This is a genomic window from Gelidibacter sp., assembly GCF_053579655.1.
The window spans coordinates 21,038-34,448 of record NZ_JBMDWE010000005.1; the positions used below are offsets into that span (position 1 = coordinate 21,038).

Below are 13,411 nucleotides of genomic sequence, written 5' to 3' on the forward strand. Positions count from 1 at the left end.
TTATTCCGCAAGGAATTAGACTTGTAGACTTTTTTCAAATTTCTCTATACTCTCTTTTTTACTCAACAAATAGTCAATATCATCATAGCCATTGATCATGCATGTTTTTTTGTAGGCATCAATCTCAAAACTTTCTGAATGATTGGAGCCGTCGATACCAATAGTCTGAGCTTCCAAATCAACATTAATTCTGGTCTTTGGATCCGCTTTAATGGTTTTCATCAATTCCTTCAAAAATTCAGGACTAACCTGAACTGGAAGTAATCCGTTATTTAGCGCATTCCCTTTAAAAATATCTGCAAAAAAACTGGATACGATCACCTTAAATCCAAAATCGGTTAATGCCCAAGCGGCATGTTCTCTACTGCTCCCACATCCAAAGTTATCGCCAGCAACTAATATCGGGCCTTCAAATTGGGATTGATTCAATACAAAATCTGCATTTATCATGTCATCTTTCCCAAATCGCCAGTCTCTGAACAGATTTTGACCGAATCCATCTCTGTTGGTCACTTTTAAAAAACGTGCAGGGATGATTTGATCCGTATCCACGTTTTCAATTTCTAACGGAATTGCTGTTGCTTTTAATGTTTTAAATTTTTCCATCAAATAATCTATTTGTCATTCCCACGAAGGTGGGAATCTATTAGCACCTAATTTGAAATGCTGCTGTTTTTTTACTTATTTTTTTTAGCCACGAATACACGAATGTTTTTCTCTAGCTTTTTTTATAAATTCTTGTACATTTCAAACCTGTCAGGTTTTGAAAACCTTACAGGTTCGTCGATACTGTTTTTAATTCAACTGCTTCGTTATATCAACTATCCTTCCTTCTACCGCGGTTGCAGCAGCCATCAACGGACTTGCTAATATAGTACGCGCGCCTTGACCTTGCCTACCTTCAAAATTTCGATTGGAGGTTGAGACGCAATATTCGCCTTGTGGAATTTTGTCATCGTTCATCGCCAAACACGCGGAACATCCGGGTTGACGCAATTCAAATCCGGCGTCATCAAAAATGCTTTTTAAACCTTCTTCGATAATTTGGGCTTCGACTTGTTTGCTTCCTGGTACTAACCATGCCGTGACATTATCTGCTTTTCGTTTGCCTTTAATATAATCGGCTGCAATCCTGAAATCTTCAATTCTTGAATTGGTACAACTGCCTATAAACACAAAATTGATAGGTTTGCCGATTAAGGTCTCTCCTTTCTTAAAGTTCATATAATCCAGTGCTTTTTCAAACGACGCATCACTGGTTTCAGGGATAAATTCTGAAATTTTGATCCCCATTCCTGGATTGGTTCCGTAGGTCAACATCGGTTCAATATCTTCGGCATCGAAGTGGTATTCTTTATCAAAAACGGCATCGGCATCTGTTGGAAGTGTTTTCCAGTAAGCCACTTTTTTATCAAATTCCGCTCCTTGTGGTGCAAATTCTCGACCTTTTATGTATTCAAAAGTGGTCTCGTCAGGTGCGATCATGCCACCACGAGCGCCCATTTCAATGCTCATATTACAAACGGTCATACGACCTTCCATAGACATGTTTTCAAACACATCGCCTGCATATTCACAGAAATAACCGGTGCCCGCATTAGTTCCGATTTTTGAAATAATATACAAAATGACATCTTTAGAAAGCACGCCATTTTTCAGTTTGCCATTAACCGTAACTCGTAAACTCTTTGGTTTGCTAAGCAGCAAACACTGACTCGCAAAAACCTGTGCCACTTGGCTGGTACCAATCCCAAAGGCAATGGTTCCAAAAGCGCCGTGCGTTGACGTATGACTGTCGCCGCAAACAATGGTCATTCCCGGTTGGGTTATGCCCAATTCTGGTGCCATAACGTGAACGATACCATTATATTTATGACCTAATTCATAAAGGGTAATGTTGTTTTTTTCGCAATTTTCAGAGAGTTGTTCCAATTGCTTTCTGGAAAGCTCATCTTTAATTGGTAAATGCTGATTTACAGTTGGCGTATTATGATCGGCAGTGGCCACAATCTGATCGGGTCTGAACACTGGAATCTGGCGTTCTTCAAGCTCATTAAAAGCTTGCGGACTCGTCACTTCGTGAATCAGGTGTTTATCGATATATAGAATTTGCGGGCCGTTTTCAATCGTATCAACTACGTGAGCATCCCAAACTTTGTCAAATAAGGTTTTTCCCATCTTAAGCTGAAATTATTTGTTTATATACTTTACTCGTTTCAATGATTTGGTGAATATCTTTATCATTGACTTCTTTTTTCATATCTGCAAAATTCAAGAAGTTAATATAGACTTCATCCAATTGTAGTTTTGTCAATTCATAGCCCACATTTTTAGCTCTGTAGGCTAAAGCTGCACGACCACTTCTGGCGGTTAACACAATGGCAGATTCTGTTACGCCAACATCTTTTGGATTAATGATTTCATAAGTTCCTCTATTTTTAATCATCCCGTCCTGATGGATCCCTGAACTGTGGGCAAAGGCATTAGCGCCAACAATCGCCTTATTTGGCTGTGTATAAATGCCCATGCTATCCGACACTAATTGACTGATCCCATATAAATGTTGGGTTTTGATATTGGTGTCCAAATTAAGATAAGGGTGTTGCTTCAATACCATGACCACTTCTTCAAGGGCGGTATTTCCGGCACGTTCGCCTATCCCATTAATAGTACACTCAATTTGTCTGGCACCATTGATGACGCCTTCTATCGAGTTTGCTGTCGCTAAGCCTAAATCATTATGACAATGACAGGATAAGATGGCTTTTTCGATGCCTTTTACGTTTTCTTTTAGATATTTTATTTTCGCTCCATATTCACTTGGCAAACAATAACCCGTAGTATCTGGAATGTTTAATACGGTTGCTCCGGCTTTTATGGCCATTTCACACACACGTGCTAAAAATTCGTTATCCGTACGACCGGCATCTTCCGCATAAAACTCGACATCTTCCACAAAGGATTTTGCAAATTTTACGGCATCATAAGCACGTTGTAAAATCGCATCTTGATTGGAGTTGAATTTATATTTAATATGTGAAGCCGACGTACCAATACCTGTATGGATGCGTGGAAACTTAGCATATTTTAAGGCTTCTGCAGCCACTTTGATATCGTTTTCAACCGCACGCGTTAATCCGCAAACCGTTGTGTTTTTAATCAATTTTGCGATTTCTTCCACTGATTTGAAATCGCCAGGACTTGAAACAGGAAAACCAGCTTCAATGATATCAACGCCTAAATTTTCGAGCTGTTCTGCAATAATCAACTTTTGATTGGTATTGAGTTTACAGCCAGGAACTTGCTCCCCATCTCTTAAGGTAGTGTCAAAAATTTGAACATTATTATCAGACATTTGTTGCATTTTATTTCTGTATTGACTAGCTAATTTATACTTTGGATTTAAATTCAGAGAGGCAATGATGTGGCTTTTACGATGTTCAATCGATTTTAAACACCACAACCGCTTGATTTACAAACTTTTAAATGACGTTTTAACGTGATGACTAAGGAGCAAAAAGATAATTTATTTCAATTGGTAAAATCATTAACCAAGTCTGAAAAGCGCCAGTTTAAGCTCTTTGTTGGACGATTGGGAGTGAATGCCGACTCTAAATTTTTGAACCTTTTTAACCTTTTAGATAAGTCCAATACCTATGACGAACCTGCCATTATTAAGGCAGGCATCGTTAAAAAACAGCAGTTGGCGAATGTCAAAGCACATTTATATAAGCAGATTTTAATCAGTTTAAAACTCAATCCTTCGCATCAAAATATCCGTTCGCAAATTCGGGAACAACTGGACTTTGCTTCCATTTTATACCATAAAGGACTTTATAAACAAAGTTTGCGAATTTTGGAAAAGGCCAAAGAACTCGCCATGCAGCATGAAGAGAAAAATCTTGCCTATGAAATTGTAGAACTCGAAAAAATCATTGAATCGCAATACATTACACGAAGTATCAGTACCCGTGCAGACGAACTTACAACGCAGGCTGAAAAATTAAGCGAACTGAATGTCATTACCAGCAAACTCTCCAATTTATCATTGCAATTATACAGCATGATATTAAAATCTGGCTATGTAAAAAATAAGGAGGAAGCTCAAAAAATCACGGCCTATTTCAATGACCGATTGCCGAAATTCGAAATTTCAGAATTGGGATTCAGAGAGAAACTATGGTTATACAATTCCTATTTATGGTACAGTTTTTTACTTCAGGATTTTTTAAACTGCTATCGTTATGCTTCAAAATGGGTCAATTTATTCCATGAGCAACCGCACATGATCAGCTTAAACCCAGTATTTTTCCTAAAGGGTAACAACTATTTATTGGAAGCCTTATTCTTTATCAGAAAAAAACCAAGGTTTGTGAAACAGCTGCGTCTTTTAGAAAATCAGTTGGAGCATCCCGATTTCCCAAAAGATGAAAATGTAGAAGCCTTAGTGTTTTTATACTTAAATTTCCATCGCATCAATCAACATTTTATTGATGGAAGTTTTGATGAAGGCTTAAACCTCATCCCAAGAATCGAAAACAAATTAAAAAAATTCAGCAGTCGTCTTGATGAACACCACAAGATGATTTTTTACTACAAATTTGCCAGTATGCAGTTTGGCGCTGGTAATAATAAAGCGTGTATTTTCTATTTGGATAAAATTATTTCCAATAAATCGCTTTCCATGCGTGAAGATTTGCAAGTTTTTGCACGGGTTTTGAATTTGGTCGCCCATTATGAAGCGGGGTTGGATTATCATTTGGAAAGTCTGCTGAAAAGCACCTACAAATTCCTTATAAAAATCAACGATTTGTACGAGGTTCAAAAAGAAATGATCAAGTTTATCAAAGGATTACAGGATATTTATCCACACGATTTGAAAGAAGCTTTTATCGCGTTGCATAAGACTTTAAAAACCTATGAAGACCATCCTTATGAGCGTCGTGCGTTTTTGTATCTGGACATTATTTCTTGGCTGGAAAGCAAAATCGAGAACAAACCCGTAGGACAAGTGATCCGAGAAAAGTATTTATTAGAGAGTGCTTCTAAGACCGATAAAAGTGCGTTTAAGATTATTTCTAAAGAAAAATCCTAAGTCATATTAATATCTGACATAGGATAAAAAGACTTAGGACATAAAATGTTTTATCTTAATAATTTGACTTTCAATCCTATCAAAATTAACGACAACTTTGGTCTTAGATCATAAGTCGGTTTTGTATACCTATCGCAAACACAGAGTATTCACTTCATTCGTGGCAGACATTGATAACACTCAATTTATGTGCTTTTTTCGACTTTCCATCGCCCTCCTGTTTTTCGCAGTTGCGCACACCTCAAACGCCCAAGTTCTATTTATGAAAAAAGAATCCATTGTCACTAAAACAACGCTATCTCAATCAAGGGAACTCGATAAGGATGGTAAAAATGGCACCTTTAAATTACTACAAGCCCTTTTATGTTTTGCCTGCTGAAAATTGGCTTCAACTAGCATATCATGAATCAATTCGGGAACACCTTTCATAGCATCTTCTCTTGTAAGGAAAGTGTCCCCAATTTTCATTAGTTCAGTGACAGGATGACCATCTTTTGCTAATTCATGCAGCCTTGAACTTATTAATACTATAGATTCAGGTTGATTTAATTTAAGACCCCTTTCTTTTCGTTTTTCAGCCAATCCTTCTGCAAAAAAGAGCATTAGTTTCTCAGTTTATCTTGCAACTAATATCAGTATTATATGATGTTTTTTAAGTTATTTTGATAGCTTTTTATTCCTTTTTCACGCCTCGCAATCGATCCAGAAGGGCTTTATGAAGGTCATTTTGATACGCTACGGCAGCCAAGACAATAACAATACCTACAATTTGTAATGTAGATGTAGTTTCACCACTCGTATAGGGCGCCACAAGGACCGTGGTAATCGGGCTTAAAAGCAATAGTCCAGCTACAATGGTAGGATCTAAGTTTACCGAACCTATCTGAACAAACACCCAGGCCATGGCGTGACCAACAACGGCCAAGACAAACATCCAGATCCAGTTAACCGTGGTAATAGGATCTCCAAACGTAGTTTCAGGATTCATTGGGAGTTTCCCATCTACTAATACACCGTGAACAATGTCAAAGCCAGCATCAGAAATGAAAAACATGGTAAATGCCTGTGGTATTAACTGTGCTAAAAACACCCACATTAAAGGTTGAACATAACGTCCAGGGTTTAGCGTTCCCGATTTACGGCTTGTATAAAGATAGATCCCGTAACAAATACCTGAAAGCACACCTAACAATGTACCAACAACCGCAATAGGATGACCGTAGATAGTTGCAGGACCTTCTGCTGGATCACCGTCAAAAATTCCACCGGTTAAAATGATACCGAAAATCATGATGGGAACCAATACCCAAAAACTCTTTTTTGGCTTGAACTTATCAAAGGTTAATGCTAGAAGTGGTAATACAATAATTTGTAAATTCAATAGAATTGAAGATATCCCGGCACCTACATAAAAAATGGCATAATTCCAGGCCGTCATGTCAATTCCGAGAAAGATACCTGCACCAATAGCCAATACCAAACCCTTATTGTTGAGTTTTCCGAGTTTTTTCCTTTCGTTATAAGCAAAAGGAATGAGGACAATAAATGCGATTGCGCAACGAAGAAACGCATTGGTAGAAGGCTCAAAGTTTGCTTCTTTAACCATAATAGCTGAAAATGCCAAAGCTAAGATTCCGAGCATTATGAGGGTGTAGGCCATTTTTTTACTGACAGTACTGACTTTATCGGACATAATATATTTTTTTAAAAACATTCGTATTCTATTATTAAAAATCTTTCAAAACCTAATGACTAATTGAACTTCAGCCACTATCAAATATCCCAATGTCAGGGATAAGACCTTTATGGTTAATAAATCTAAAATTGTCGGCATGAAATAAATAGGACGCCCATGCGATCTGCAGCTTGATGCCTGCAGTTTTTAAAAATATATGTGCAATCCGTGATTCCATAAAAAAATCTAATACTAGAATGAACTAGAAAGTAGCAAGTTTCACATGCTCTATTTATTGATGACGTGGTTGTTATTAACTTCAAAATAGTCCATAGGACCCCTAATTATTAATGAGGAAATGATTAGAAAAACACAATAGTTACGTACGTAAGATTGGTCTATATCTCTTTTTTATAATTTTTTCAATTTAAAATTCTAAACAAAAAGAGATTCTTATTTACAATTCCAACGACAAAAGTAAAACGCAAAATTAGAAAGAAACATGATGATTATCATGTTTTTGGGAATATTATTCTACACAGCAAACCAAATAGTAATTTACTATCTAATTCTATCATGAAATTCAAAATAAAAAACTTCTGAATAATTTTGTGTCTTTAGTCATACAAAAAAGATACACCCGTCTTTAATCTAAAGCAATTATGATATTTTAAATGGTTGACTTTTCCATTAAATGATCGACCAAAAAAGAAATTATAGAGCAATCCTTTTTAGAGATGAAAAAATAAAATTTCACCCTTTATTGGTACGAATTGATTCTAATTTAAAAAAAAGTTGAAGTTTTATGATACCTGTCAGCTTACTGAAAATGGTTTTCAAATGCCTTTACATCTGAATGTCCCTATGAACACACTATACTTTAGTCCTTACTATTAAAACACAACCCCTTAGTTAACAACGCTTAGTATGGCTTTTTTTGTAACGACTATTTCTAACGTATTCGAATTCTTAGCAACGGAATAAATCAAAAATTTATAAGGTATTGAAAAGAATATCGGTCAATAATTTTTAAAGATTGTTTTCAGAATAATCCATGAAAACATATTTTTTATTACAGCATCTACATCTAAATTAATGTTTTTTTCGAGAGAATCAAAAAATAAATAAGCAACCCGAAAAGTCCTTGTCACGTAAGCCTGAAGATGTTAGCAAGCTTCATGTCCCTTATGGCCATGGTGAAGCAAGCCAAGAAGCAGTCATGTCAATGTCATGAATTCCGTTCATAAAACTCGAAGAAGCCTAAAAACCCCACATGCCACAGCGAATACTTTTATAGTTTTTAAGAATTTGCCTAATAATTACGTTTCAGACTTTGTTCTAGTTCGTAATTAATGCCTTGACTTTATTCTATCGTCAAAACAAAAAGGATAAAGAGAAGCTACCCAATGGGAGATTCGAAATATAAAATTTTAATCTACTTATGAAAAGCAGCGTTAATTTTTTTACACACCATGTTAAATTTAGAAAATAAAACCCCCTAATGCACTAAATTTGTGAGCAATAAACATCAATAACAACTAAAAACAAGAAAACAAAATGAGTACGGATATCATTAAAAACTCGAGAAACACTGAAAACGCTCCAAAAAGTTCGGTATCTACGCAAACTGTAGCATTTTCTCATTACAACAATATTTCAGCGCAATTGCCTATCGATCCAAAATCGGGTAAAATAGTAGGTGATGATGTAAAAACACAGACGAAGCAGTGCTTAGAAAATATCAAAGCTATCGTTGAAAGTATAGGGCATGTTATGGACGACGCAGTTAAAATCACTATATTTCTTAAGAATATCTCTGACATTGAAGCTGTAAAGGATGTTTATAAAACATTTTTCAAAAGCTATTTTCCAACGCTTACAAAAGTTGGTGTTGCGGCTTTACCTTTGGATGGCGCATTGGTTCAAATTGAAGCGCTTATCTCCAATGGCGAAGGCACAACCCCTCAAAAACCAAGTCCTCTCGTAAAAGTTGCAAGAAACACAGCACATGCACCACAAAGTGCCGTATCTACTCAAACGGTTGCTTTTTCTCACTACAACAATCTTTCAGCGCAATTACCTATCGATCCAAAGTCGGGCAAATTGGTCGCTGGAGGTATTACAGAGCAGACTGAACAGTGCTTAAAAAATATTAAAGCTATTTTAGAAAGCATTGACCATGTTATGGACGATATCGTTAAAACAACGATTTTTGTTAAAAACATCGCAGATGTGAATGCTGTAAACGACGTTTGTGCGAAATTTTTCCCAAGTTATGCTCCAGCGAGAACTTTTGTAAACGCTGCAGCGTTGCCTATGGGTGCTTTAGTGCAAATTGATACCGCCGTTTCGCACGGTGATGGCACGCCTCCACAACTTCCTGAAGATTCAAGTAAAATAGTTATCGAAGCGAGTATTGCAGAAAACGCACCAAAAACGACTTATGCTCATACGGTCGCTTTTTCTCATTATAATCATATTTCAGGTCAATTACCGGTAGATGCAAAAACTGGTAAATTGGTCGCTGGTGGCGCCAAAGAACAAGCTGAACAATGCCTTAAAAACATCAAGGCCATTGTTGAAAGTGTTGATCACGTTATGGACGATGCCGTTAAAATAAACATCCAACTTAAACACATCGCTGATATTGATGCGGTAAACGCAGTTTACAAAACGTTCTTCAAAGGCGATCTTCCTGCAAGAACTGTGGTTGGTGTTTCTGCCATCCCAATGGACGCTTTAGTACAAATGGATGCGGTGGTTTCAAACTGCGAAAGCACGCCTCCCAAAGCATAATTAGAAACTATTAAGGCCAACTTCGAAATGCCGAAGTAAAGCATAAAAAAGGGTACTGAATTTAGATGTTCAGTACCCTTTTTATATTGCTCATTCTTTTATTCTGAAAAGAACATATTGTAGATCTCTCTTTGAAAATTACAATTATTGAAATCTAATCGTTGTTACTTATCACATTTAATCCGTTGGCAACCGCTTTCAGTTTTGCAAAAAGATGCTCTGGATTAAATGGCTTCGTTAGATAATCGTCCATCTTGGCATCCACTACATTCAGATAAACTTTTTCGTTCACTGATGCTGTAAGCGCAATGATAGGTATGCTTGCTTTTGTTTGATCTTTTAAAGTTCTTATACCTGCTGTGGCTTCATAACCATCCATAATTGGCATGTGCAGGTCCATTAACACCACATCAAAATCTCCATTTTTCACACTTTCTACGGCACGTAATCCATCATCAACTATAGCTGGAAGTAGGTTCCATTTTTTAAGGATTTTATCAATAACCATCCTGTTTACAGCATTATCTTCAGCAACTAAAACCTTTAGGCCTGATAAATCATTTTGGATATTTTTAGTTAGAATTGGCATCTGCTCCTCCAGAACTATGTAATTAAAATCAATAACGAAGACGAACTTTGAACCTACATTTTCTTCACTTGTAAGACTGATTTTACTGCCAAACATGCTCAACGTTTTTTCAACAATTTGCAACCCAAGACCTGTACCTCCATAATTTCTAGTGGTACTTGCTGAAGCTTGCATAAAGGGTTCAAAAATAATATGTTGATTATCGGGTGAAATCCCAATCCCGGTGTCCTCCATGGTAAATTGCACCTTGATTTTATTTTTAGATAAACTTAATGCACGTGCACTAAGTGATATACTTCCTTTTTCAGTGAATTTTATCGCATTATTAACAAGATTCAAAAGCACTTGCGTGACTCGCGTAGGATCGCTAATTACTAACTTGCCCTCCAATACAGGATCAATGAATAATTTAAACTCAAGCATTTTTTCATCGGCCCTTAACTTACTACTTGAATACGTCCTTGTGATGAGTTCGACAAGATTAAAACCTACTTTCTCCAATTCGCTTTTAGAAGAATCCAGTTTATTGACATCAAGCACATTATTAACCAGTAACAATAAATTTTCGGCTGAAAATTTAAGCATATCCAAGTTCTCTTCCTGATCTTTTCTAGGGTTCTCGAGCAATAAAACATTGGTCAGGCCAATCACTCCATTTAATGGCGTTCGAATTTCATGAGACATGGTCGACAGAAATTCCATCCTAGAATTAGAAAGCTTTTCAACCTCAGCAAGCGTTTGATTTAATTTTTTATTGAGCAATCCCAATTCACTTTTAGCCATATTTAGCCTCATAATATTATTATTAAAAGACCTGAAGAAATAGGATTGTAAAAAAATAATCATGAAGAAATTACAAACTATTATAAATATGTAAATTGGCTGGCCAACTTCATGAGAACTTGTGTCCAAGTAGAAATAGTTATTACTTCCAACAATTGTAAAAACTAAAACCGGCAAAATATTGAGTAGCGAATAAAGCCAGCCCCATTTAGATCCATGAACGTAAAAACTAAGCGTACAGGCAAACCAAATAAATTGTAAAGTTGCTAAATTAACCTCTCTTACATAAAGGGAAAGATTACTCCATACCACTAATGTAAGCATGATTAACAAAGTGTGAGAAACCATTCTCCACAATTTTGTATTAAGCACTAACAGAATAAGAAATACATTGATTAAAAAAATAGAGGCTATTCTAAGAAGCTGTAAAAGAACCTCGTTAAAAACATAGACAGCGATTAGTATAGCACTAAATACAGTATAATAAATCAATATATAACTAAGGATTTTTATCCTTGCTTTATCTATTGGATCAGGTTCTCGATTTATTATTTTTAAAAAAAAGGTGTCTATATAGCTCAAAAAACCCATTATAAGTATCTTATAAAAAATTGTAAATTTACTCAGAAACAATTAATATGGCGCTTAAAAAAATGCGTAATTCTTAAAATTGACACCAGTGTCTTTTTGATTTAAACAGATAAAATCGAAAACCTGTATTGTTTCTTCCTCGCAGGTATGTTCATAATCCATACTAATAATCTTATGGCCGAACCTTTAAAAATTGGCGAAACAGAATACTCCTCTTGGGAAGAAATTTATTTTCAGCTATTTTTTGAGGCAACCCTGTATTTAAAATGGGCACCTCATAACTAAAATAAATTTGGCGAGTTGGCCTTTATAAGAAGCGCTATAAGCACTATGCACAAAGTAATTACACAATAAAATAAAAAATCCAACCTAAATAAATAAGTTGGATTTCTCTTGTTGTGGTCCCACCTGGTATGACTTGAATCCTTTTAAACTATTACAATTCAATCTCATAGAATGTAGTGTTGAATTTGGGTATCAAAAAAGTATCAATGAATGGCATTTTCAACATATCAATACCAAGTTTATCCTCTAATAAAGAAATCCAAACAACCAAATTGGAAATTTAACTATGGCGCATTACAGCCAAACCTCCTTTTACAAAATATATGTAAAAACATCTTTTTTTTCACTCTTGAGAGTATTCAATAATTTATTCAACTCAATATGTTTTATCCATATCATTTCCACAATGGCTCATTTTGCCAATTAGGCTTCATACCTAAAGCGTTTGGATCAACGTTAGGGTATTGTGCCAACAAATTATTTAATTTTATTGAAAAGTCGTTTTTAGGTATAATAGTGTTTAGCATATATCTCATTAAACACATATGCACATAAAGTTGGCTAAATTCGTGTTGCTTAGGCACGTTTTGTATATCTTCTATCCAAGGGTTTGGTGGTTTAGACAATAATTTTACAGTTGTCGGTAAATTTCTATTCCATAGTCTTGAATGATGCGCACAGAAATTACGTATTTGCGCTATAGACTGTAACCAACTGGGTAAATAGGTGTGATTAACTGCACCAAAATCAATAGCTATTTGATCCTTAGCATTAACATTATTCTTCAAATTACCATAAAGCTTTGATAGTGCTCCGAAACTTGTTTGTTCTAAAGATTTCCATGCCGGTGGAAATCTACCGTCATCTTTATGCTTTTTATTATGTTTTTTTATTGAGTCATCCTTTGTTCTACTTATCTCTTCTTCAAGATTCGATAGAGTTTTAACTAAGGCTTTACTATCAGTAAATAGTTCAAAATTCTGGAACCACCAAGGATCTAACCTCATGAGCTAAGTAGTAGATTAATTTAGTACGTAGGCTAATTTCAATTTTTTCGATAACACCAAAAAGTAATAATCGCAAGTCTGCATCAAAGTTATATAAAGCGATGACATCCTCAAACTTACTATTTGGTTTAAAGATATGATTTTCCTTATCTGATTGCATAACATACCAATACTCTCCTAACCTATAATAACTTATATTGATTAAATATTTCTCTGCAATGCGAGGGTGTTTTATTTCTAAACCACGGTGCTGTAACTGTTCTACTTGCTGGGTTAAGGTGAATGCTTTTTTTTCAAACATGAGTTAATAATTATGTTTGTTTAAGAAAATAAGGGAAGGTATAAAAGCAAAAGACACACCCTGGGACGCTGTGCAAATGGGTAGCGTGGTGTGTACTGTTGGTGCAAATATACCAATTTTATCTCGATTATTATATATAAGCATCATATTTATTATTATCACTGAGACCGTTAATATTGTTCAACTTAGCACACTTAAAGTTAAATATTTACAAATAATAGCTCCATGTTGCATATGTAGATGTGCAATTTCGCATACTATTTGCACATTCGACTATGCAGTATAGCTT

At 35.5% G+C, this 13,411-nt stretch carries 10 protein-coding genes; 2 read left to right on the top strand and 8 right to left on the bottom strand.

Annotation, left to right across the window (positions count from 1 at the left end; genetic code table 11):
* Positions 1 to 15: 15 nt before the first annotated feature.
* The 3 genes from leuD to ACOH2D_RS04055 form a co-directional block, all read right to left on the bottom strand.
* Positions 16 to 606 (bottom strand): 3-isopropylmalate dehydratase small subunit, encoded by a 591-nt coding sequence (gene leuD / locus ACOH2D_RS04045; RefSeq protein WP_449534434.1) that lies wholly within the window; start codon positions 604 to 606, stop codon positions 16 to 18.
* Between the two features lie 189 nt (positions 607 to 795).
* A complete protein-coding gene (leuC, locus tag ACOH2D_RS04050; protein ID WP_449534435.1) occupies positions 796 to 2,178 on the bottom strand; it encodes a 3-isopropylmalate dehydratase large subunit in 1,383 nt (460 codons plus the stop codon).
* A gap of 1 nt (position 2,179) precedes the next feature.
* Positions 2,180 to 3,355, bottom strand: coding sequence for a 2-isopropylmalate synthase (locus tag ACOH2D_RS04055; protein WP_449534436.1), 1,176 nt, complete (start codon positions 3,353 to 3,355; stop codon positions 2,180 to 2,182).
* Between the two features lie 147 nt (positions 3,356 to 3,502).
* Between ACOH2D_RS04055 and ACOH2D_RS04060 the strand changes: the two genes are divergently transcribed.
* A complete protein-coding gene (locus ACOH2D_RS04060) occupies positions 3,503 to 5,095 on the top strand; it encodes a hypothetical protein (RefSeq protein WP_449534437.1) in 1,593 nt (530 codons plus the stop codon).
* Between the two features lie 300 nt (positions 5,096 to 5,395).
* On the opposite strand, the gene ureA is transcribed toward ACOH2D_RS04060, so the two are convergent.
* Both ureA and ACOH2D_RS04070 read right to left on the bottom strand, forming a co-directional pair.
* On the bottom strand, positions 5,396 to 5,698 hold the full coding sequence (ureA, locus tag ACOH2D_RS04065; RefSeq protein ID WP_449534438.1) for an urease subunit gamma: 303 nt from the start codon (positions 5,696 to 5,698) through the stop codon (positions 5,396 to 5,398).
* A gap of 70 nt (positions 5,699 to 5,768) precedes the next feature.
* The gene (locus tag ACOH2D_RS04070; RefSeq protein ID WP_348036186.1) at positions 5,769 to 6,788 is read right to left on the bottom strand and encodes a DMT family transporter; all 1,020 of its coding nucleotides are present in this window, start codon (positions 6,786 to 6,788) and stop codon (positions 5,769 to 5,771) included.
* Between the two features lie 1,539 nt (positions 6,789 to 8,327).
* Here ACOH2D_RS04070 and ACOH2D_RS04075 point away from each other — a divergent pair.
* Positions 8,328 to 9,566 carry a RidA family protein gene (locus ACOH2D_RS04075; protein ID WP_449534439.1) on the top strand — a complete coding sequence of 413 codons (1,239 nt, stop codon included), beginning with the start codon at positions 8,328 to 8,330 and terminating at the stop codon, positions 9,564 to 9,566.
* A 154-nt stretch (positions 9,567 to 9,720) separates the two neighbouring features.
* On the opposite strand, the gene ACOH2D_RS04080 is transcribed toward ACOH2D_RS04075, so the two are convergent.
* The 3 genes from ACOH2D_RS04080 to ACOH2D_RS04090 all read right to left on the bottom strand — a co-directional run bounded on the left by ACOH2D_RS04080 (position 9,721) and on the right by ACOH2D_RS04090 (position 13,122).
* On the bottom strand, positions 9,721 to 11,520 hold the full coding sequence (locus tag ACOH2D_RS04080) for an ATP-binding protein (protein WP_449534440.1): 1,800 nt from the start codon (positions 11,518 to 11,520) through the stop codon (positions 9,721 to 9,723).
* A 689-nt stretch (positions 11,521 to 12,209) separates the two neighbouring features.
* Positions 12,210 to 12,821: an Abi family protein gene (locus tag ACOH2D_RS04085; protein ID WP_449534441.1), complete on the bottom strand. Its 612-nt coding sequence runs from the start codon at positions 12,819 to 12,821 to the stop codon at positions 12,210 to 12,212.
* Positions 12,787 to 13,122: an Abi family protein gene (locus ACOH2D_RS04090; RefSeq protein WP_449534442.1), complete on the bottom strand. Its 336-nt coding sequence runs from the start codon at positions 13,120 to 13,122 to the stop codon at positions 12,787 to 12,789. Before ACOH2D_RS04090 ends, ACOH2D_RS04085 begins: the two co-directional genes overlap by 35 nt.
* Between the last annotated feature and the right edge of the window lie 289 nt (positions 13,123 to 13,411).

What these genes read in the sequence shown, in the direction of transcription:
- ACOH2D_RS04085 (WP_449534441.1), bottom strand. Translation starts at nt 12,821, where the DNA reads ATGAGGTTAGATCCTTGGTGGTTCCAGAATTTTGAACTATTTACTGAT.
- ACOH2D_RS04075 (WP_449534439.1), top strand. Translation starts at nt 8,328, where the DNA reads ATGAGTACGGATATCATTAAAAACTCGAGAAACACTGAAAACGCTCCA.
- ACOH2D_RS04090 (WP_449534442.1), bottom strand. Translation starts at nt 13,122, where the DNA reads ATGTTTGAAAAAAAAGCATTCACCTTAACCCAGCAAGTAGAACAGTTA.
- leuC (WP_449534435.1), bottom strand. Translation starts at nt 2,178, where the DNA reads ATGGGAAAAACCTTATTTGACAAAGTTTGGGATGCTCACGTAGTTGAT.
- ACOH2D_RS04055 (WP_449534436.1), bottom strand. Translation starts at nt 3,355, where the DNA reads ATGTCTGATAATAATGTTCAAATTTTTGACACTACCTTAAGAGATGGG.
- ACOH2D_RS04070 (WP_348036186.1), bottom strand. Translation starts at nt 6,788, where the DNA reads ATGTCCGATAAAGTCAGTACTGTCAGTAAAAAAATGGCCTACACCCTC.
- ureA (WP_449534438.1), bottom strand. Translation starts at nt 5,698, where the DNA reads ATGCTCTTTTTTGCAGAAGGATTGGCTGAAAAACGAAAAGAAAGGGGT.
- ACOH2D_RS04060 (WP_449534437.1), top strand. Translation starts at nt 3,503, where the DNA reads ATGACTAAGGAGCAAAAAGATAATTTATTTCAATTGGTAAAATCATTA.
- leuD (WP_449534434.1), bottom strand. Translation starts at nt 606, where the DNA reads ATGGAAAAATTTAAAACATTAAAAGCAACAGCAATTCCGTTAGAAATT.